Here is an 18,689-nt window from a genome sequence, read left to right as displayed (position 1 = left end):
GCCCGACCGCTTATGTCCTACGGAGTACGCAGTACGGAGGAGGGCGGCTCCCCCTGACCGGGGAGCCGCCCTCCTCCGCGTCCGTTCCGGCGCCCGCACAGCGCCGTCCCGGGGTCTGCGCATCTCAGGTGTCCCGGGTGTCTCGGGCGTCTCAGGCGGGCTGCTGCTTTCTGCTGCCCCACAGGGCCATGTACAGCATGTCGCCGATGGCCACGATCACGATCGCGGCGATCAACTGGAACAGATGCCGGGTCCAGTCGATGCCCCGGGTCGCCTCCACGCCGAAGGCGCGGGCGAGGGCGTTGCCGACGGTCGCGCCGAGCATGCCGAAGATGGTGGTCAGCCAGAGGGGGCTGTGCTGTTTGCCCGGGATGATCGCCTTGGCGATCAGGCCCAGCACAAAGCCCACGATGATCGCCCACAACCAGCCCATGGCCGCCTCCTCGTCCAGTCCGACGCGAGCATCACATCGAGTCTCGGCCGGGGGCCCGTACAGCGCATCCCGGCTACGGCCGACCGGGCTACCACCCCTACGGCGCACAGCGCAGCGTGGTCACCCAGGCGGCGGTCGCCCCCGGTCTCGAAGGCGGCGGAGGCCCGGCGTACCGTGGAAACGTCCGGGACCGGCGCCCCCGCCGGGGACGGAGCGGGTACGGGCCGGGGCGAGTCCGATGCGGGCGGATGGTGGAATCAGATGCGGAAGCAACAAGGCGGCAGCGTCCAGGTGTTCCGGATCACCGGCGCCCGGACGGGACTCGCGGAGGACGTACGCGGCCGGCAACGGCGGTACGTCATCTCGATGTCGATCCGCACGCTCTCGGTGATCCTCGCGGTGACTCTGTGGAACGTCGAACGGCCCGTCGCCATCGTCGCGCTGGTGCTCGGCGCGGTGCTGCCCTATATCGCCGTCGTGGTCGCCAACGCGGGGCGCGAGCGGCCGCCGTCGCTTCCGTCGACCTTCGTCACCACTCCCGTGCGGCCGATGATCGCCTCGTCGCGGGACGAGGAGCGGCGCTCCGGGGGATACGGGGAGGGGTACGCGGACGCATACGCGGAATCCCGCCCGGAAGACCGTGCGGGCGCTCACCCGAAGGAGACGCGCGCTGAACGGCCCGACCGGCCGTGACCTTGTCCGATGCGCCACGGCCGGGCTCCGGTGCGGCACCGAGGGCGAGAAAAGCTGCCATCAATCATGCAGTTCCGGTGCCGGGCGCGGGGTGACCCATGACATACTGCGTACGCGCTCCGCATCCCCCGTCGGAGCGACGGACCGACGCCGGGCAGCTCCCCCCGTGGCTGCTCGGCGTCGCCCTGTTTACGGGCCTTTCTGCGAGACGAACCTGTGCCTTCCCCAGCAACTGACGAGACCCCCATCTGCTCCGCCAAGGGCTGCCGCACCGACGCCGTGTGGGTGCTCGCGTGGAACAACCCGAAGATCCACACACCGGAGCGGCGCAAGACCTGGCTCGCCTGCGAGGAGCACCGCGAGCATCTGTCCTCGTTCCTGGGGATGCGCGGCTTCCTGAAGGACGTCGTCCCGCTGGCGGACTGGCGGGCGGCGGAGGAACCGTAGGCCGTACTTGGCGGGCCTAAGCAGGCCGGGCGAAGTCCGCTCCGGTTCGGCAGCGCCCTGAAGGGGCGCGGGGCTGTACCGATCTGCGGCTCCGCCGCGATGGGGGTACCTCCCTGCTCGAACGAAGTTGAGAGCTTGGGGGAACGACCAGCCACGACGATGCCGCAGACGACAAACGGCACCTCGCGGCACATCGCGGCACTTCCAGCGGAGTGCTCAGCCCCCGATCGCCGACATCCCGCGGTCCGGCTGGTGGAACGACGGGGTGTCCAGGCCGGAACCGGCCTTCTTGCCCCACATCGCCAGCCGCCAGATGCGGGCGATCTCCTCGTCGGGCGCGCCCGAGCGCAGGGCGCCGCGCAGGTCGGTCTCCTCGGTGGCGAACAGGCAGGTGCGTATCTGACCGTCGGCCGTCAGCCGGGTGCGGTCGCAGGCCGCGCAGAACGGGCGGGTGACGGAGGCGATCACACCGACGCGATACGGGCCGCCGTCCACCAGCCAGCGCTCCGCCGGGGCCGAGCCGCGCTTCTCCTCGCCCTCGGGGGTCAGCTCGAAGCGGGTGCGCAGGGAGGTGAGGATGTGCTCGGCCGTGACCATGCCCTCGCGCTTCCAGCCGTGCTGCGGGTCGAGCGGCATCTGCTCGATGAAACGCATCTCGTAGTCGTGCTCGACGGCCCAGGCCAGCAGGTCGGGGGCCTCGTCGTCGTTCAGCCCGGGCATGAGCACCGCGTTGACCTTGACCGGGGCCAGGTCCGCCTCGCGGGCCGCGGCGAGGCCGTCCAGGACGTCCTGGTGGCGGTCGCGGCGGGTGAGCGCCTTGAAGACGTCCGGGCGCAGGGTGTCCAGCGAGACGTTGACCCGGTCCAGGCCCGCCTTCTTCAGGGCGTTGGCCGTGCGCTTGAGGCCGATGCCGTTCGTCGTGAGGGACATCTTGGGGCGCGGCTCCAGCGCCGCGACGCGCTCCACGATGCCGGGCAGTCCGGGGCGCAGCAGCGGCTCGCCGCCGGTGAAGCGGACGTCACGGATGCCCAGAGTGGTGACCGCTATGCCGATCAGGCGGACGATCTCGTCGTCCGTGAGGAGATCGGTCTTGGCGAGCCACTGCATACCCTCCTCGGGCATGCAGTACGTGCACCGCAGATTGCAGCGGTCGGTGAGCGAGACCCTCAGGTCGGTGGCCACTCGGCCGTAGGTGTCGATGAGCACGTGGCCCTCCTTCCTGGCAGCTTCCTGGCACCCATACGTGCCGCGGCAACGGATATGTACAGCCGCGGTTCGTATTTTCCGTCACCTGTGAGCCTACGTGACACCGCTGACAACGCCCACGCCCCGGGTCCCATCGGGTACAGGGACCGAACGGCCGCGCCGCGGGACCTTCCGGGTCCCGCGGCGCGGCCTGACGCGTGTATCGCCGCTCTACGGCGCTCCGTGCCGCCGTACGGCGCTCAGTGCGCTCCGGTGCCGGTCAGCGACCGTACCTCCAGTTCCGCGTACTTGGCGGCGTCCGGCTGCTCCTTCGAGAGCAGGGTGCCGATGACGCCGAACAGGAAGCCGACCGGGATCGAGATGATGCCGGGATTCTCCAGCGGGAACCAGTGGAAATCCACGTCCGGGAACATCGATGTGGGTTTGCCCGACACGACCGGGGAGAACAGCACCAGGCCGACCGCGGTGACCAGGCCGCCGTAGATCGACCACAGGGCGCCGCCGGTGGTGAACCGCTTCCAGAACAGGCTGTAGAGGATCGTCGGCAGGTTGGCGGAGGCCGCGACCGCGAAGGCGAGGGCGACCAGGCCCGCCACGTTCAGGTCGCGGGCCATGGCGCCCAGGAGGATGGAGACCGCGCCGATGCCGACCGTGGCCCAGCGTGCCGCCCTGACCTCCTCCTTCTCGGTGGCCGTGCCCCTCTTGATGACGTTGGCGTAGATGTCGTGCGCGAAGGAGGACGACGAGGCCAGGGTGAGGCCGGCGACGACGGCGAGGATGGTGGCGAAGGCGACGGCCGAGATGGTCGCCAGCAGGATCGCGCCCCAGTTGGAGTCGACGCCGCCCAGATGGAGGGCGAGCAGGGGTGCGGCCGTGTTGCCCGCCTTGTTGGAGGCGATGATCTCGTCCGGTTTGATCAGCGCGGAGGCGCCGAAGCCGAGGGCGAGGGTCATCAGGTAGAAGGCGCCGATCAGGCCGATCGCCCAGATCACGGACTTCCGGGCGGCCTTGGCGGTGGGCACGGTGTAGAAGCGGATCAGGATGTGCGGCAGGCCCGCGGTGCCGAGCACCAGGGCGATGCCGAGCGAGATGAAGTCGAGCTTGGTGGTGCCGGTGGCGCCGTACTTCAGACCGGGCTCCAGGAACGCCGTGCCCTTTCCGCTGTTGTCAGCGGCCTTGCCGAGCAGGTCCGAGATGTTGAAGTGGAACTTCAGCATCACCATGAACGTCAGCAGCAGCGCGCCGGCCATGAGCAGGACGGCTTTGACCATCTGCACCCAGGTGGTGCCCTTCATGCCGCCGATGGTGACGTACACGATCATCAGGACGCCGACGAGCGCGACGATGCCGATCTTGCCCGCGTCGGTGGTGATGCCGAGCAGCAGCGAGACGAGGACGCCCGCACCGGCCATCTGCGCGAGCAGATAGAAGATCGACACGACGATGGTGGAGGTGCCGGCGGCGGTGCGCACCGGGCGCTGGCGCATCCGGTAGGCCAGGACGTCGCCCATGGTGTAGCGGCCGGAGTTGCGCAGCGGTTCCGCGACCAGGAGCAGGGCGACCAGCCACGCGACCAGGAAGCCGATGGAGTAGAGGAAGCCGTCGTAGCCGAACAGGGCGATGGCACCCGCGATGCCGAGGAAGGAGGCCGCGGACATGTAGTCGCCGGAGACGGCGAGACCGTTCTGGAAGGCCGTGAACTGGCGGCCGCCCGCGTAGAAGTCGGCGGCGTCCTTGGTCTGGCGGCCCGCCCACACGGTTATGACGAGGGTCGCGACGACGAACACCGAGAACAGACTGATGATCAGCGGCCGGTGCTCACTGGCCGCCCCGGCGGCGAAGGTGATGGTGTCGCTCATGCGTCGCCCTCCATACGGGACTTGATCGCCTCGGCCTTCGGGTCGAGCTTCGCGGCGGCGTGCCGCGCGTACCAGTACGCGATCAGGAACGTGGTCAGGAACTGGGCGATGCCCAGCACCAGGGCGACGTTGATGTTGCCGATGAGCTTGGTGCCCATGAAGCCGTCCGCGTAGTTGGACAGCAGGACGTACAGCAGGTACCAGGTGATGAAGCCGACGGTCAGCGGGAAGGCGAACGAGCGGTAGGACTGGCGCAGTTCGGCGAATTCCGGGCTGTCCTGGACCGCGGCGAACTCCTCGCTCGTGGGGAGCCGGTCCTCCGTCTTCGAGGGGGGTGGTGTCTCAGTGGCCACGGAGTCTCCTCGCTTTGCGGGCATGCGGTAACTGATCTCGGGGTCACATGGCTCACGGCTCGGGGAGAGAGCGCGGCAGGTTCCCTCGCGTGAGTCCGGGCGGGCGCCGCGGCATCCCGGCGGCTCCCTGCCCAACGTCACGGCGCGGCACGGGGGGCGGTTCAACGCATTCGCACGGTTCTTCGGGGACTGCTTATTGCTGCTGTTGGGGAACTGGTCATTGTGAACTGCTCATTGCTGCCCGGTGCGTGCGGAAGATAGCTTCACCCTGCACCACCCGTCATGTACCTGCCCGAGCGCGACCGTGTCTCGGGCGGTTTCTTTTTCGGATGATGTGGAGATCCCATGGCTCATCTGCTCGCTCGGCTGCGCTCCAGACGCCGGCTCGGGCTCGCCGTACCGGTCGTGCTGTCGCTGACCGCCACGCTCGGCTTCCTCCCCTCCGCGGCCTCGGCCGCACCCGGTACAGTCCCCGCCGCGCAGGCCGCGGACGCGCCGAACCTCGCCTATGTCGTCAACACCAGGGCCGATCACCGCACGATCGCGTCGGTCGAGCAGGCCGTCGCCGCCAACGGCGGCACGGTCGTCGTGGCTTACGAGCAGATAGGCGTGATCGTCGTCCACTCCGCGAACCCGGACTTCGGCGCGCGGATGCGGGCGGTGCGCGGGGTGCAGTCGGCGGGCGCCACCCGGACCGCGCCGGTGGCCGCCTCGGGGACGACGGACGAGGGAGCGGTGCAGTACCTCTCGAAGGCGCAGGCGGCGAAGGCCGAGCACGCCTCCGAGGCCGCCGGTGAGAGCGAGCCCCTGGAGGCCGACCAGTGGGACCTGCGGGCGATCGGTGCCGACAAGGCCGCCGCGATCGACCCGGGCAGCAGGAAGGTGACCGTCGCGGTGATCGACACCGGCGTCGACGACACCCACCCCGACATCGCCCCCAACTTCTCCGCCTCACAGTCCGCCAACTGCGTGAGCGGCAAGGCCGACACGACGTACGGCGCCTGGCGGCCGGTGGACGCCGAGCACTACCACGGCACGCATGTCGCCGGTGAGATCGCCGCCGCCCGCAACGGCATCGGCGTGGCCGGTGTGGCACCCGGGGTGAAGGTCGCGGGCATCACCGTCGCCCAGCCGGACTCCACGCAGTTGTTCTACCCGGAGAGCGTGGTGTGCGCCTTCGTGTTCGCGGCGGACCACGGTGTGGAGATCACCAACAACAGCTATTATGTCGATCCCTGGCTGTACAACTGCATGGACGACCCCGATCAACGTGCCATCGTCGACGCGGTCAACAGGGCGCAGCTGTACGCACAGCGCAAGGGCACGCTCAATGTGGCCGCCGCGGGCAACTCCAACGACGACCTCGACTCGCAGGCGCTCGTCGACGACTCCAGCCCCGACGACTCGACCGCGGTGACCCGCACGGTGGATCCGCACCGGTGCTTCGACGTGCCCACCCAGTTGCCTGGCGTGGTCACCGTCAGCGCGACGGGCGTCAACGGCGCCAAGTCGTACTACTCCAGCTACGGCGAGGGTGTCATCGATGTCGCGGCCCCTGGCGGCGACAAGTACCAGATCCCCGACACGCCGTCGAAGAACGGCCGCATCCTGTCGACGCTGCCGAACGACCAGTACGGCTTCCTCCAGGGCACCTCGATGGCCACCCCGCATGTCGCCGCCGTGGCCGCGCTGCTGAAGTCCAGCCACCCGAAGGCCGGTCCGGCCAGGCTCCAGGCGCTGCTCAAGGCCCAGGCCGACAACCCGGGCTGCCCGAGCGCCCCGTACGACGGGAACGGCGACGGAGTCGTGGACGCGACGTGCGTCGGCGACACGCACGTCAACGGCTTCTACGGGTACGGAGTCGTCGACGCGCTGGACGCCGTGACGAAGTAGCCGGTGGTTGACCGGCCCGGTCCACATTGACTCACCAGCCGGGCCGATCAACCCCCACATATTGATTCAATCAACATTCCCATCAATATTGATCCGTACTGCATAGCGGCCTTCGGTGCGATGTCAGACCCCCACCGCTCCCAGCAGCGACCCCGCCGCGTAGGTCACGCCCATCGCCAGGGCGCCGCCCAGGGCGTTGCGGACGATCGCCGGGCGGGGTGCCGCCGCGCCCAGACGGGCGCTGATCCAGCCGGTGAGGACCAGGGCCGCCAGGACCGAGAGCACGGTCACCGGTACCCGCCAGCCCGGCGGCGGGAGCACGATGGCCAGCAGGGGCAGCAGCGCGCCGACCGTGAACGCCAGGAAGCTCGCCCATGCCGCATGCCACGGGTTGGTCAGCTCGTCCGGGTCGATACCGAGCTCCACGCGCGCGTGGGCGCGCAGCGCGTCGCGTTCCGTGAGCTGGTCGGCCGCCTCACGGGCCACCTGCGGGGACAGGCCCCGTTCCTCCAGCAGCCCGACGAGTTCCGCCAGTTCGGCCTCGGGCTGCTCGCGCAGTTCCCGCTTCTCCATGGCCAGCGCGGCCTTCTCCGAGTCGCGCTGGGTGGAGACGGACACGTATTCGCCCGCCGCCATCGACATCGACCCGGCGAGCAGCCCGGCCAGGCCCGCCGTCAGCAGGGCCGAGCGCTCGCCGGTGGCACCGGCCACGCCGACGACCAGTCCCGCGGTGGACACGATGCCGTCGTTGGCGCCCAGGACCGCGGCCCGCAGCCAGTTCAGCCGCGCGCCGAGGGCGCCGCCGTGGGCCTCGCCCTCGTGGGCGGACCCCGCCGGGGCTTGCGAATCCTTGGACTCATCCGGGGCTTGCGAATCCTTCGGGTCCGGTGATTCGGCCGGGTCCGTTGATTCCGTCACACCGTGCAGGTTCCCATCCCGCGCGTCACCAGCCCCGTACCGACTCCCCAGGGCCCCCGCACCAGGGGCGGACACGCGAGAGAGAAGTCCGATTTGCGCCATCTCGCTCCCGAACCGCCGGGCGGCGCGCGGCTCCTGAGGGAACGGGCTGTCAGTCCCGGCCCGTATCCTCAGTGACCATGCTCGAAGACCGTGCGCCCGAAGCGTCCTCCCCCACCGAGTGGCCGACCGCGTATCCCCAGGGATATGCGGTCGTTGACGTGGAGACCACCGGCCTGGCCCGGGACGACCGGATAGTCTCCGCGGCCGTCTACCGGCTGGACACGCGCGGCGAGGTCGAGGACCACTGGTACACGACGGTGAACCCGGAGCGCGATCCCGGCCCGGTGTGGATCCACGGTCTGACGAGCGAGGCGCTTCAGGGAGCACCCCTCTTCCAGGACATCGCGGAGGAGTTCGCGTCCCGGCTGGAGGGCCGGGTGCTCGTCGCGCACAACGCGGTCTTCGACTGGCAGATGATCGCCCGGGAGTACGCGCGCGCGAAGCGCGAGGCACCGGTGCGTCAGCGGCTGTGCACCATCGCGCTGTCGAAGGAGCTGGGCCTGCCGCTGCCCAACCACAAACTGGAGTCCCTGGCCGCGCACTTCGGCGTCGTACAGCAGCGCGCGCACCACGCGCTGGACGACGCGCGCGTGCTGGCGGAGGCGTTCCGGCCCAGTCTGCACGCCGCGGCGGCGGGCAACGTACGGCTGCCGCTGCACGAGTGCCTGCCGCTGTCGGAGTGGTCGGACCGGCCCGCGCCGCTGATCGGCCACCAGGGTGGCGGCCAGGGCGGCTCCTACGGCTACCGGCAGACGAGTTGGCGTCCCTCGCGCAGGCGCCCCGCCTGCCCGCACCCCAACCCCGGGCGCTACGAAGAGGGCAAACCACTCAAGCAGGGCATGCGGATCGCGTTCTCCGGGGACACGACGGTCGAGCGCGAACTGCTGGAGGACCGGGCCGTCGAGGCGGGGCTGCATGTCGCGACCAGTCTGTCCCGGCTGACCAGTCTCCTGGTCACCAACGACCCCGACTCGGGCACCTCGAAGGTGGTGAAGGCCCGGCAGTACGGGACTCCGGTGGTGGACGAGGCCGCGTTCGGGCAACTGCTCCGGGATGTCGAGCCCGCGGCGGGAAGAGCCCGGGGTACGGCGCAGGGCGCAAAGGCGGGCGCCGTGCCCGAGCAGGCGGCGTTCGACGACGTGTGAGGCGAGGCCCCGTACGCGCGCGCGGAACGGTGACCCGTACGGACGGGTGATTGGCGCGCGACTCGCCCGCCGCCCGCTCGCCCGTGCCGCCGCCACGGCTCACCCTGTGGCGCATGGCGAGATGCGAAGTGTGCGGAAACGACTACGGCATGAGCTTCGAGGTGCACGCCCAGGGCGCGGTCCATGTCTTCGACTGCTTCTCCTGCGCGATCCACCGCATGGCCCCCATCTGCGAGCACTGCCGGGTCCAGATCATCGGCCAGGGCGTCGAGGTGGACGGCCACTGGTACTGCGGCGGGCACTGCGCCCGCGCGGAGGGGAAGGCGGGGATCATCGACCGGGTGTGAGCCCGTGGACCGCGCACCGGGTGCGAGCCCGCCGTGGGACCCTCCCGCGGCGGGCCGTAGGGCGCGGAGTACGGTCGTGGGGTGTACCGCTTTCTGTTGACCCGCCAGTGGGTGATCCTCACCGTCGTCGCGATCCTTCTCGTCCCGACGATGATCAGGCTGGGCATCTGGCAGATGCACCGGTACGAGATGCGCAGCGACCGCAACCGGACGGTCTCCGAGGCGCTGGCCGCCAAGCCGGTCCCCGTGGAGCGGCTGACCTCCCCCGGGCACGCCGTGGCCCGCGCCGACAAGTACCGCAGGGTCACCGCGACGGGCACCTTCGACACCGCCCATGAGGTCGTCGTCCGGCGCCGGGTCAACTCCGACGGCCAGGTCGGTTTCCACGTCCTCACCCCGTTCGTGCTGGCGGACGGCAAGGTGCTGCTGGTCAACCGCGGCTGGATCCCGGCGGACAGCGGCGCGCAGACCACGTTCCCCAGGGTTCCCGCGCCGCCGTCGGGCCCTACCACGGTCACCGGGCGGCTGATGGCGGACGAGACGACCGCGGCAAGCGGCATCAAGGACCTCAAGGGCCTGCCCGACCGGCAGATCATGCTCATCGACAGCGCACAGCAGGCGAAGCGGCTGGGCGCCGAGGTGCTCGGCGGGTATGTCGCGCAGACCGCGCCGGAGCCCAAGGGCGACACCCCGGAGCAACTGTCCGATCCCGGCAAGGAGGACGCCCCGCTGAACTACGCCTACATGATCCAGTGGTGGCTGTTCGCGGCGGGTGTCCCGGTGGGCTGGTGGATCCTGGTACGGCGGGAGCGCCGCGACCGCGAGGAGGCGGCGGCGAAGGAGACCGCGCAGGAGACGGAACCGGCGGCGGTGTGAGCCGCCCGCAGAGGCCGGGCGCCGGGGCCGCGTCACTCTCCCGGCCCCGGCCCTGATTGCCCGGGTGGGCCGCAGGGAACCCGGAATCCCGTGCAACCGCGCATCGAGGACTACGCGATCATCGGCGACGAGCAGACCGCCGCCCTGGTCGGTATGGACGGCTCCGTCGACTGGCTGTGTCTGCCCCGTTTCGACTCGCCCGCCTGTTTCGCCCGGCTGCTCGGCGACGAGGACAACGGGCACTGGCGCATCGCTCCCCTGTCCACGCCCGAGGGAACGGCCAGGCGGGCGGGCAAGGACGCGGCCCGGTGCGCGCGGCGGGCGTACCGGGCCGGCACCCTCGTCCTGGACACCGAGTGGGACACCCCGGAGGGGTCCGTACGGGTCACCGATCTGATGCCGCAGCGCGAGCGGGCGCCCGATCTCGTGCGGATCGTCGAGGGCCTCAGCGGCAGCGTCACCGTGCGCAGCACCCTGCGGCTGCGTTTCGACCACGGCTCGATCGTGCCCTGGATGCGCCGTTCCGACGGCCACCGGGTGGCGGTCGCGGGCCCGGACTCGGTGTGGCTGCGCAGCGAGCCCTCGGTGCGAACGTGGGGCGAGCACTACAGCACCCACTCGGAGTTCACCGTCGCGGAGGGCGAGAAGGTCGCGTTCGTGCTGACCTGGCACCCCTCGCACGAGCCGCGCCCGCCGCGGGTCGACCCGTACGAGGCACTCGACAGCAGCGTCGCGGACTGGCGGACCTGGTCGGCACGATGCCGCTACGACGGACCGCACAAGGACGTCGTACTGCGCTCCCTGATCACCCTCAAGGCGCTCACCTACGCGCCCACCGGCGGCATCGTGGCCGCCGCCACCACCTCGCTGCCCGAGGAGCTCGGCGGGGTGCGCAACTGGGACTACCGCTACTGCTGGCTTCGCGACTCCACCCTCACCCTGGGCGCGCTCCTGACGGCCGGTTACCACGAGGAGGCCGAGGCCTGGCGCGACTGGCTGCTGCGCGCGGTCGCGGGCGACCCGGCGGACCTCCAGATCATGTACGGCCTCGCGGGCGAGCGCCGACTGCCGGAGACCGAGCTGCCGTGGCTGCCCGGCTTCGCCGGTTCGGCACCGGTGCGAGTCGGCAACGACGCGGTCAAACAGCTCCAGCTCGACGTCTACGGCGAGGTCATGGACTCGCTGTGGCTGACCCTCGCCTCGGGGCTGCCCGTCAAGCCGCACATGTGGTCGCTGCAGCTCGCCCTCATGAACTTCCTGCGCCTGGTGTGGCGGCAGCCCGACGAGGGACTGTGGGAGGTGCGCGGCGGGCGGCGCCACTTCGTGCACTCCAAGGTGATGGTGTGGGTCGCCGCCGACCGCGCCGTCAGGGTCCTCAATGACAGCCCCACACTGCGCGGCGACATCGGCCGCTGGCGCGCGCTGCGCGACGAGGTGCACCGCGAGGTGTGCGAGAAGGGCTACGACGCCGAGCGGAACACCTTCACGCAGTACTACGGCTCCCGCGAACTGGACGCCGCGACGCTGCTGATCCCCAGGGTGGGCTTCCTGCCGCCGGACGACCCGCGGGTCGTCGGCACCGTGGACGCGGTCCGCGCCGAACTCGGCCACCACGGCTTCCTGCGCCGCTACAGCGTCGACGAGACGACCGTCGACGGGCTCCCCGGCGGCGAGGGGACCTTCCTGGTCTGCTCGTTCTGGCTCGCCGACGCACTGCACATGACGGGCCGGACCGAGGAGGCGCGGGAGCTGTTCGAACGGCTGGTGGGGCTGGTCAACGACGTGGGGCTGCTGTCGGAGGAATACGACCCGGTGGCCGGGCGGCAGCTCGGCAACTTCCCGCAGGCGTTCAGCCACATCGGGCTGGTCAACACCGCCCTCGCCCTGCACGGGTGCGGGACGGCAGGATAGGACCATGGATCTTGGACTGAAGGACCGGGTGTACGTCGTCACCGGGGCCACCCGCGGTCTCGGCAACGCCGCCGCGCGTGAGCTGGTCGCGGACGGGGCGAAGGTGGTGATCACCGGGCGGGACGAGAAGGCCGTCGCCGACGCGGCCGCAGAGCTGGGCCCGGACGCGGTTGGGGTGGCCGTGGACAACGCCGATCCGGAGGGGCCCGGGCGGCTCGTCGCGACGGCCCGGGAGCGCTTCGGGCGGTTCGACGGCATCCTCGTCAGCGTCGGCGGGCCGCCGCCGGGGTTCGTCGCCGACAACACGGACGAGCAGTGGCGCGCCGGCTTCGAGTCGGTGTTCCTCGGCGCGGTACGGCTGGCGCGCACGGCGGCGGCCGAGCTGGAGGCGGGCGGTGTCATCGGCTTCGTGCTGTCCGCGTCCGTGCACGAGCCGATCGCGGGACTGACCGTGTCCAATGGACTGCGGCCCGGTCTTGCCGGGTTCGCCAAGTCGATCGCCGACGAACTGGGACCGCGCGGCATCCGCGTCGTGGGTCTCCTCCCGGCCCGCATCGACACGGACCGCGTCCGCGAGCTGGACGGCCTGTCCGCGGACCCGGTGGCCACCCGCACCGCCCACGAGTCCCGCATCCCGCTGCGCCGCTACGGCACCCCGCAGGAGTTCGGCCGGGCGGCAGCATTCCTCCTGTCCCCGGCGGCGTCCTACCTGACGGGCATCATGCTTCCGGTGGACGGCGGCGCGCTGCACGGGTTCTGAGGGGCGGAGGCCGCGGCGACCGGCGTGAGGGGCTGCGCCCGGCGGGTTCGACTCCGCTCCGCGCACAGACGCCACGACAGCGTCGCTGATCGCGGACGGCGTGATGGGCCGCCGCCGCCCGGTAGGGTTCGACCTCGATCATGCCGCTCGACGGCAGCCGCCGTCGGCAGGCACAGCCACCGGGACCGCCGGCACCGCCGGTCCTGGCGGCTGTGCCTACGTGACGCGCGACGCCCGGCGGGCAGCCGACCACTCGTCAGGGGTGCTCGCTGCGAGCCTGATCACGAACGGTGTGGTCGGCAAACCGCCCACTGGCAGAGGCGGGTCGGCAGAGGCGGGCCTCCGGCCTGGGTTCGGCAGCAGCGGAAACAGGCGCAGCCGAACGGGCTCTCGCCGGGCGCCGCTGGGTTGCTTCCGTCCGGTGGGCGGGTGCGCACGGCGACCACATGGCCGACCGGTCGCCGCAGACACCGGCACACCGCAACCCCTCAAGGGGCGCGGGGAACTGCGCGCTCAGCCACGAGGCACCCGCAGCCGAACGGGTTCAGGGGCGCGGCCCCGCAGTGGTGGCAGCCGCCCGCCGCCGGGCGATGCGTCAGCTGACCCTCTCCGCCCGGTGGCGGACGCCGCGCAGGCGGACCTCGGTCGGGAGGGCGGCCAGGGCTGCCGAGTTCTTCGCGTGGGTCAGGGCCTCGGCCGTCAGGGTGGACAGGGCCGAGCCGGGGTCCACATGGGGTTCGACCTGGAGGCTGACGCGGACCTCGGGCGCGGTGCTCCGGCCGTGGAGGTGGACCTGGGCATGGGCCACGCCCTCCAGGGTGCTCGCCTCGGCCGCCAGGACGCTCTCCAGCGCCCGCCCGCGCAGCAGCGCGCCCTCGCCGTCGCCGGTGTCGACCAGGATCTCGGCCAGGCGGCGCCGTCGTAGCACAGCGGTCAGCCACCACAGGGTGAACAGGAGGGCGAGGGCGAGCGAGGCGATGACGGTCGGCCACCACCAGGACGAGTTCACCCAGCGGGTCCGTTCGGAGTCGCTGAGCAGGACGTCGTGGGGGCTGTCGTGGATCCACCACGACGGCACGGGCGCGCCCAGACCCACGCCCAGGACATCGGCGCCGACGGCCAGGAGACCGAGGCCCACCAGGCCGATCAGCACCCGGTTCACGGTCCTCAGCACCGTACTCACCCCTTCCGGCCGGGACGGACGACATGGAGGGTCAGGGCGGGCGGCCGGACCAGGCCCAGGCCGCTGATCGCCGCCGTGAGCGTCGTGTCCAGGTCACCGCGGACGTCCTCCAGCGGACGGAAGTGGGCGACCGCCCGGACATCCGCCCGGCCTCGGTGCATCTTGACCCGCACCGACTGGACGCCCGAGACCTCCATGGCCCGGTCGCGCAGCACCAGCGCCGCCGCGGCGCGCTGCAGCCCGGCCCGGACGTCGGGGTGGGTGCGGCGCATCGGCAGGATGTCGCGCAGTCCCGGTGTCACGGCGAGGACGACCAGCCACAGGCCGAGCACGGCGGCCACCCCGGCGCCGACCAGCACCCAGGTGTCGTCGAGAGGCCTCTCTGCGAGCTGGCGGGCGAGATCGCGGCGCCAGACCAGCGGGGCGGGCTTGTGGGCGCGCACGGCGGCGACGTCGTAGAGCAGGACCCCGGCGAGGAGGGCGAGCAGCAGCGCGACGATGCCCGCCGGGACGCGGCGGGCGGACCAGAAGCGGTGGTCGTGAGCGGACGTCGCGGTGGGCGCCTCGTCCTCGGCCGGCGGTTTGTCGAGGACCGGGAGGCGCTGTGTGGTGCCCTCGGAGCCCTGGGGCTCGCTCATCGCGTCCTCCCCTGTGCCACGCCGTGTTCCGGTACCAGATGCAGCCGCTCCACCTGGACGGCGACCTCCGCCACCTCCATGCCCACCAAGGCGCCTACCCGCTGGGCCACGTGCCGACGCACCGCCGCGCTGCGGGCGCCGATGTCGCACGGGTACTCGAGCTCCAGATGGAGTCGGACCCGGGCGGTGTCCTGGTGCACCACGACTTCGGCGTGCGGCGGGCCGGCCTCCGGGGGCAGCGGGCCCAGCACCTCACGGGCCGCCTGCGCGGCGACCTTCACGACAACGCGGTCGGCGATCCGTGTGGCGCCGCGGTCGCCGGGCGGGATCAGCGGCGAGCGTCTGCGGGGCCGCGCCGCCCCGCCGGTCGTGACGGTCACCGCCGCCGGTCGTCGCGGCTGCGGAAGAGGTCACCGAGGTCGAGGCCGCCCTCCAGGAACCGGCCCACCACGAAGCCGACGGCGCCGAGGGCGGCCACCAGCAGAAAGGCGGCGAACCCGCCGAAGTACCCGGCGAAACCGAGCGCCATCCCGGCGATCATGCCGACCACGGCCAAGCTCATGCTGCGCTCCTCACCTCACGGACGGTTCACTGGATCCGGGGCTCCTGCTCCTCTTCTTCTTCCTCCGGAAGCTTCACATCACTCACCGCGATGTTGACTTCCACGACCTCCAGCCCCGTCATGCGCTCGACGGCGGAGACCACGTTCTCCCGCACGGCCCGCGCCACGTCCGAGATGGACACGCCGTAGTCGACGACGATCTCCAGATCGAGCGCCGTCTGCACCTCCCCGACCTCGGCCTTCACACCCCGGGCGACGGACTTGGAGGCGCCCGGCACCCGCTCCCGTACGGCCCCGAAGGTGCGGGACAGACCGCTGCCCATGGTGTGCACACCGACCACGTCCCGGGCGGCCATCCCCGCGATCTTCTCCACCACACCGTCGGCGATGGTGGTGCGCCCCCGGCTCGCCGGGTCCCCGCCACCCCGTCGTGTCACCGGCTTGCGCATCGACGGGGTCTCCGCCACGTCCCTCCCAGCCTCTGGATTCGCCGTCCGGCTCCGCTCCGTCATCTCGCTCATCGCCGTACGTCCCTTCCGGTCGTCGTCCTTCGACCACCGTAAGTGCGCAGGCGCGCTCGCGCGCAGGAATGCGGCAGGCTGGAGCAATGACGACGGAGCGGTGGGCGCGGACGGTCCGGGGGCAGCTCGGGCTCGGCAGACTGCTGGCGCTGGGCGGCCCGCGCGACGGCGCGTGGATCACGGAGGACGCGGCGCGGGACGCGCTCCGGCGCGCTGCGGCGGACGTGGTGGGGGTACGGCTGGACGCGCTGCGCATCACCCTGGCCGACCCGGAGGACACCCACGATCCGGTCGTACCGGCACCGCCGAGCGCCCTGCCGCCGGGTCCGCTGCGGGTGACGGCGGACTTCGCGGCGATCGCCGTGACCGCCGCGGGCGCCATGGGCGGGCAGCCGCTGCCGGTGGTGGCGGCCCGGCTGCGGGCGGCCCTCGCGGGTGCGTCGGAGTGGGTGGGACTGGCGGTGGCGGAGGTGGATCTGCGGGTGACCGATCTGCTGGACGAGGAGACGCCCCGCGACGACACACCGGGGAGCGGCATGTCGGAGGCGGACACTTCGGCCGTACGGGTGAGGCAGGCGCCGGAGGCCGACTCGACCGATCCCGACGAGGTGCGGGCGGCCGAGGCGGCCCTCTCCGTGCCGGGCGTGGCACGACTGACGAACGCACTCGGCGGCCTCGGCGGCCACCCGGTGCACATCGAGCGGCACCCGGCCGACGCGAACGCCCTGCCACGCCGCCATGCACGCGTGGAGATCACGGTGACCACGGACGCCCGGGCCGTGGAGGTGGCCCGGGCGGTCCGCTCGGCGGTGGGCGGGGCACTCCACGACGCGCCGACGGTGGCGGTGCTGGTGACGGGGGTCGAGGAACCAGAGATCTGAGGCGGGTCTACAGCAGATCCAAGACGTGCGGCGAGCGGCTACCGAACACTTGCCCAGTGCTCCATCCTTCAGGGTGGAGGTGTAGGGCATCCTCGCCCTGGCGGCCCCGAGGGGCGCAGAGTCATGCCATGATCGCCTTGTCCGGCAACGTAGTTGTCGGACCTACCGCCGGACGGGCGGAAAGTCAGGCCTGTGGAGGTCTGGTAAGACCGGTCCTCACCGACCGGCACGGACCCGTGAAGCAGGAACCCAGGGTGGTACCGCGAAGCGGTACGGACCGGGATCTCCAGTCCTCGGGCTGGAGAGGACGTCAATCGCCCAGTCCCGCCAGGTCGCGGAGGCGGCGGGCCTGGGCTGCTCGTTCGGCGGCCCGCTGGTCGTCGTAGGAGCGGGTCTGGGCGCCGCGCAGCAGGGCCTTCGTCTCGATCACCGCGTCTCGGGGCGCGGCGAGCAGGGCGGCTGCCAGCTCGCGTACGGTGTCGTCGAGCTGGTCGGCGGGCACGGCGATGTTGGCGAGGCCGGTGGTCACGGCTTCCTCGGCGCCGATGAAACGGCCGGTCGCGCAGATCTCCAGCGCGCGGGCGTAGCCGACGAGGCCGACCAGCGGATGCGTACCGGTGAGGTCCGGCACCAGGCCGAGGGCGGTCTCGCGCATGGCGAACTGCACGTCGCCGGCGACGACCCGCAGATCGCAGGCGAGGGCGAGCTGGAAACCCGCCCCGATGGCATGCCCCTGTACGGCGGCGACGGACACGAGGTCATTGCGCCGCCACCAGGTGAACGCCTCCTGGAACCCGGCGATGGCCGCGTCCAGCGCGGCGTCGTCACGGCGTGCCAAGTCGATGAACGTCGGCTCGCCGTCGATCCCCTCGGGGGTGAACATGCGCCGGTCCAGCCCCGCGGAGAAGGACTTGCCCTCGCCGCGCAGCACAACCACCCGCACCGAGCCCGACAGCAATTGTCCGGCCTCCGCGAGCGCCCGCCACATGGCAGGTGTCTGCGCGTTGCGCTTGGCAGGATCGGCCAGCGTCACCGTGGCGAGCGCGTCGTCGACGGTGAGCCGTACGCCGTCCTTGTCGAGCAGGGGAGCGAGGTCCTTCGCGGGCGAAGCCATGGAGCGCCTCCGGTGGGTGCGGTCGTCCGGGGTGCCGCGCCGCAACGGCGGACATCCCTATGTGACTGCACAGTAACCACCCGGCCGATCGGACGAACGACCGGGTGGCCACCATCGAAGCCATGGAGCCGTAGAGCCGCCGAGGCTCAGGCCGTTGCGGCCTTCTTGCCCCGGGTCGCCCCGCCACGCCCACGCAGCGTGACGCCCGACTCGCTGAGCATCCGGTGTACGAAGCCATACGAGCGGCCGGTTTCCTCGGCCAGTGCCCGGATGCTCGCACCGGAGTCGTACTTCTTCTTCAGGTCTGCCGCGAGCTTGTCGCGCGCGGCGCCGGTCACCCGGCTGCCCTTCTTCAGAGTCTCGGCCACCCGTGCCTCCTCATGGGAAGTGCGCTCTGGTCCCCTCATGATCACCCCTCTGGGCCTTCATGGCCACCCATTCGGCAAGGTCCGTGAGACAAGGTTGTGACGACAGGAGCGCGTCCCCACATCCGGAATTGCCCATTCCGCACCGCGCCGTCCGCATCCTCGAACCGGATCTTCCGTGAAATGGCAGGTCAGAGACACGCCACCATCCCCATATTGTCGACAAAGCGATAGACCGCAGATTGGATGCAGAACACAATCGGGTACGAGGAGATCTCACACAGATGATGGATCACCGCTGGGTCGAATGATCCATACGCGGGCGATCGCACGTTCGAGCAAACGGCCCTGACGTTGCGGAACGTCAGGGCCGTGCGACATCGGGTGAGAAAAGCGGGGGTGAGAACAGCGGAACGCCCCGGCCGAGCCGGACCCCTTGGGGTCGGGCCATTCGGGCCGGGACGGTCGGGTCGGGCGGTCGG

Annotated in this window: 21 protein-coding genes; 9 read left to right on the top strand and 12 right to left on the bottom strand. The window is 71.3% G+C overall.

The features are described 5' to 3' along the window. Positions 1–151: 151 nt before the first annotated feature. Positions 152–433 carry a GlsB/YeaQ/YmgE family stress response membrane protein gene (locus ACSYGN_RS31965; protein WP_460401793.1) on the bottom strand — a complete coding sequence of 94 codons (282 nt, stop codon included), beginning with the start codon at positions 431–433 and terminating at the stop codon, positions 152–154. A gap of 261 nt (positions 434–694) precedes the next feature. Between ACSYGN_RS31965 and ACSYGN_RS31960 the strand changes: the two genes are divergently transcribed. Together ACSYGN_RS31960 and ACSYGN_RS31955 are read left to right on the top strand one after the other, a co-directional pair. Then, positions 695–1,126, top strand: coding sequence for a DUF3099 domain-containing protein (locus ACSYGN_RS31960; protein ID WP_460401791.1), 432 nt, complete (start codon positions 695–697; stop codon positions 1,124–1,126). 216 nt (positions 1,127–1,342) lie between these two features. Beyond that, positions 1,343–1,573 carry a hypothetical protein gene (locus ACSYGN_RS31955; RefSeq protein ID WP_460401789.1) on the top strand — a complete coding sequence of 77 codons (231 nt, stop codon included), beginning with the start codon at positions 1,343–1,345 and terminating at the stop codon, positions 1,571–1,573. Positions 1,574–1,789: 216 nt separating this feature from the next. On the opposite strand, the gene moaA is transcribed toward ACSYGN_RS31955, so the two are convergent. The 3 genes from moaA to ACSYGN_RS31940 form a co-directional block, all read right to left on the bottom strand. Further along, entirely contained in the window at positions 1,790–2,779 is a 990-nt protein-coding gene (gene moaA / locus ACSYGN_RS31950; RefSeq protein WP_460401787.1) for a GTP 3',8-cyclase MoaA, read from the bottom strand. Positions 2,780–3,018: 239 nt separating this feature from the next. Next, the gene (locus ACSYGN_RS31945) at positions 3,019–4,638 is read right to left on the bottom strand and encodes a solute symporter family protein (RefSeq protein ID WP_460401785.1); all 1,620 of its coding nucleotides are present in this window, start codon (positions 4,636–4,638) and stop codon (positions 3,019–3,021) included. After that, positions 4,635–4,991, bottom strand: coding sequence for a DUF485 domain-containing protein (locus tag ACSYGN_RS31940; protein WP_460401783.1), 357 nt, complete (start codon positions 4,989–4,991; stop codon positions 4,635–4,637). Before ACSYGN_RS31940 ends, ACSYGN_RS31945 begins: the two co-directional genes overlap by 4 nt. A gap of 345 nt (positions 4,992–5,336) precedes the next feature. Between ACSYGN_RS31940 and ACSYGN_RS31935 the strand changes: the two genes are divergently transcribed. Then, positions 5,337–6,884 carry a S8 family peptidase gene (locus ACSYGN_RS31935; RefSeq protein ID WP_460401781.1) on the top strand — a complete coding sequence of 516 codons (1,548 nt, stop codon included), beginning with the start codon at positions 5,337–5,339 and terminating at the stop codon, positions 6,882–6,884. Positions 6,885–7,007: 123 nt separating this feature from the next. Here the strand turns inward: ACSYGN_RS31935 and ACSYGN_RS31930 are convergent, their stop codons facing one another. Further along, positions 7,008–7,667, bottom strand: coding sequence for a VIT1/CCC1 transporter family protein (locus ACSYGN_RS31930; protein ID WP_460403863.1), 660 nt, complete (start codon positions 7,665–7,667; stop codon positions 7,008–7,010). Positions 7,668–7,981: 314 nt separating this feature from the next. On the opposite strand from ACSYGN_RS31930, the gene ACSYGN_RS31925 reads away from it, so the two are divergent. The 5 genes from ACSYGN_RS31925 to ACSYGN_RS31905 all read left to right on the top strand — a co-directional run bounded on the left by ACSYGN_RS31925 (position 7,982) and on the right by ACSYGN_RS31905 (position 12,943). Continuing rightward, entirely contained in the window at positions 7,982–9,049 is a 1,068-nt protein-coding gene (locus ACSYGN_RS31925) for a DEDDh family exonuclease (protein WP_460401779.1), read from the top strand. A 113-nt stretch (positions 9,050–9,162) separates the two neighbouring features. Then, positions 9,163–9,396, top strand: a complete 234-nt coding sequence (locus tag ACSYGN_RS31920; RefSeq protein ID WP_460401777.1) for a hypothetical protein — start codon at positions 9,163–9,165, stop codon at positions 9,394–9,396. Between the two features lie 81 nt (positions 9,397–9,477). Next, positions 9,478–10,272, top strand: coding sequence for an SURF1 family cytochrome oxidase biogenesis protein (locus ACSYGN_RS31915; protein ID WP_460401775.1), 795 nt, complete (start codon positions 9,478–9,480; stop codon positions 10,270–10,272). 90 nt (positions 10,273–10,362) lie between these two features. Next, positions 10,363–12,183: a glycoside hydrolase family 15 protein gene (locus ACSYGN_RS31910; protein WP_460401773.1), complete on the top strand. Its 1,821-nt coding sequence runs from the start codon at positions 10,363–10,365 to the stop codon at positions 12,181–12,183. A gap of 4 nt (positions 12,184–12,187) precedes the next feature. Beyond that, the gene (locus ACSYGN_RS31905) at positions 12,188–12,943 is read left to right on the top strand and encodes an SDR family oxidoreductase (RefSeq protein ID WP_460401771.1); all 756 of its coding nucleotides are present in this window, start codon (positions 12,188–12,190) and stop codon (positions 12,941–12,943) included. 595 nt (positions 12,944–13,538) lie between these two features. On the opposite strand, the gene amaP is transcribed toward ACSYGN_RS31905, so the two are convergent. The 5 genes from amaP to ACSYGN_RS31880 are packed head-to-tail and all read right to left on the bottom strand — an operon-like array spanning position 13,539 to position 15,847. Next, positions 13,539–14,117, bottom strand: coding sequence for an alkaline shock response membrane anchor protein AmaP (gene amaP, locus ACSYGN_RS31900; protein WP_460401769.1), 579 nt, complete (start codon positions 14,115–14,117; stop codon positions 13,539–13,541). Positions 14,118–14,122: 5 nt separating this feature from the next. Next, a complete protein-coding gene (locus ACSYGN_RS31895; protein WP_460401767.1) occupies positions 14,123–14,764 on the bottom strand; it encodes a DUF6286 domain-containing protein in 642 nt (213 codons plus the stop codon). Further along, positions 14,761–15,144: an Asp23/Gls24 family envelope stress response protein gene (locus tag ACSYGN_RS31890; RefSeq protein ID WP_460401765.1), complete on the bottom strand. Its 384-nt coding sequence runs from the start codon at positions 15,142–15,144 to the stop codon at positions 14,761–14,763. The genes ACSYGN_RS31895 and ACSYGN_RS31890 overlap by 4 nt, the downstream gene beginning before the upstream one ends. Then, complete coding sequence (locus tag ACSYGN_RS31885) at positions 15,141–15,326, bottom strand: hypothetical protein (RefSeq protein WP_460401763.1); 186 nt, start codon at positions 15,324–15,326, stop codon at positions 15,141–15,143. Before ACSYGN_RS31885 ends, ACSYGN_RS31890 begins: the two co-directional genes overlap by 4 nt. Positions 15,327–15,352: 26 nt before the next feature. Then, on the bottom strand, positions 15,353–15,847 hold the full coding sequence (locus ACSYGN_RS31880; RefSeq protein WP_460401761.1) for an Asp23/Gls24 family envelope stress response protein: 495 nt from the start codon (positions 15,845–15,847) through the stop codon (positions 15,353–15,355). A gap of 86 nt (positions 15,848–15,933) precedes the next feature. Between ACSYGN_RS31880 and ACSYGN_RS31875 the strand changes: the two genes are divergently transcribed. Next, positions 15,934–16,728, top strand: coding sequence for a nucleopolyhedrovirus P10 family protein (locus tag ACSYGN_RS31875; protein WP_460401759.1), 795 nt, complete (start codon positions 15,934–15,936; stop codon positions 16,726–16,728). A 310-nt stretch (positions 16,729–17,038) separates the two neighbouring features. Here the strand turns inward: ACSYGN_RS31875 and ACSYGN_RS31870 are convergent, their stop codons facing one another. Together ACSYGN_RS31870 and ACSYGN_RS31865 are read right to left on the bottom strand one after the other, a co-directional pair. Continuing rightward, positions 17,039–17,842 (bottom strand): enoyl-CoA hydratase/isomerase family protein, encoded by an 804-nt coding sequence (locus tag ACSYGN_RS31870; protein WP_460401757.1) that lies wholly within the window; start codon positions 17,840–17,842, stop codon positions 17,039–17,041. Between the two features lie 146 nt (positions 17,843–17,988). Continuing rightward, complete coding sequence (locus ACSYGN_RS31865; RefSeq protein WP_018518904.1) at positions 17,989–18,210, bottom strand: helix-turn-helix domain-containing protein; 222 nt, start codon at positions 18,208–18,210, stop codon at positions 17,989–17,991. Positions 18,211–18,689: the final 479 nt, after the last annotated feature.

The sequence above is a fragment of the Streptomyces sp. YIM S03343 genome (genome assembly GCF_054729195.1).
This window is presented reverse-complemented; position numbering and strand designations above follow the sequence as displayed.

What these genes read in the sequence shown, in the direction of transcription:
- ACSYGN_RS31875 (WP_460401759.1), top strand. Translation starts at nt 15,934, where the DNA reads ATGACGACGGAGCGGTGGGCGCGGACGGTCCGGGGGCAGCTCGGGCTC.
- ACSYGN_RS31880 (WP_460401761.1), bottom strand. Translation starts at nt 15,847, where the DNA reads ATGAGCGAGATGACGGAGCGGAGCCGGACGGCGAATCCAGAGGCTGGG.
- ACSYGN_RS31960 (WP_460401791.1), top strand. Translation starts at nt 695, where the DNA reads ATGCGGAAGCAACAAGGCGGCAGCGTCCAGGTGTTCCGGATCACCGGC.
- ACSYGN_RS31925 (WP_460401779.1), top strand. Translation starts at nt 7,982, where the DNA reads ATGCTCGAAGACCGTGCGCCCGAAGCGTCCTCCCCCACCGAGTGGCCG.
- ACSYGN_RS31870 (WP_460401757.1), bottom strand. Translation starts at nt 17,842, where the DNA reads ATGGCTTCGCCCGCGAAGGACCTCGCTCCCCTGCTCGACAAGGACGGC.
- ACSYGN_RS31965 (WP_460401793.1), bottom strand. Translation starts at nt 433, where the DNA reads ATGGGCTGGTTGTGGGCGATCATCGTGGGCTTTGTGCTGGGCCTGATC.
- ACSYGN_RS31945 (WP_460401785.1), bottom strand. Translation starts at nt 4,638, where the DNA reads ATGAGCGACACCATCACCTTCGCCGCCGGGGCGGCCAGTGAGCACCGG.
- ACSYGN_RS31885 (WP_460401763.1), bottom strand. Translation starts at nt 15,326, where the DNA reads ATGAGCTTGGCCGTGGTCGGCATGATCGCCGGGATGGCGCTCGGTTTC.
- ACSYGN_RS31905 (WP_460401771.1), top strand. Translation starts at nt 12,188, where the DNA reads ATGGATCTTGGACTGAAGGACCGGGTGTACGTCGTCACCGGGGCCACC.
- ACSYGN_RS31935 (WP_460401781.1), top strand. Translation starts at nt 5,337, where the DNA reads ATGGCTCATCTGCTCGCTCGGCTGCGCTCCAGACGCCGGCTCGGGCTC.
- ACSYGN_RS31895 (WP_460401767.1), bottom strand. Translation starts at nt 14,764, where the DNA reads ATGAGCGAGCCCCAGGGCTCCGAGGGCACCACACAGCGCCTCCCGGTC.
- ACSYGN_RS31920 (WP_460401777.1), top strand. Translation starts at nt 9,163, where the DNA reads ATGGCGAGATGCGAAGTGTGCGGAAACGACTACGGCATGAGCTTCGAG.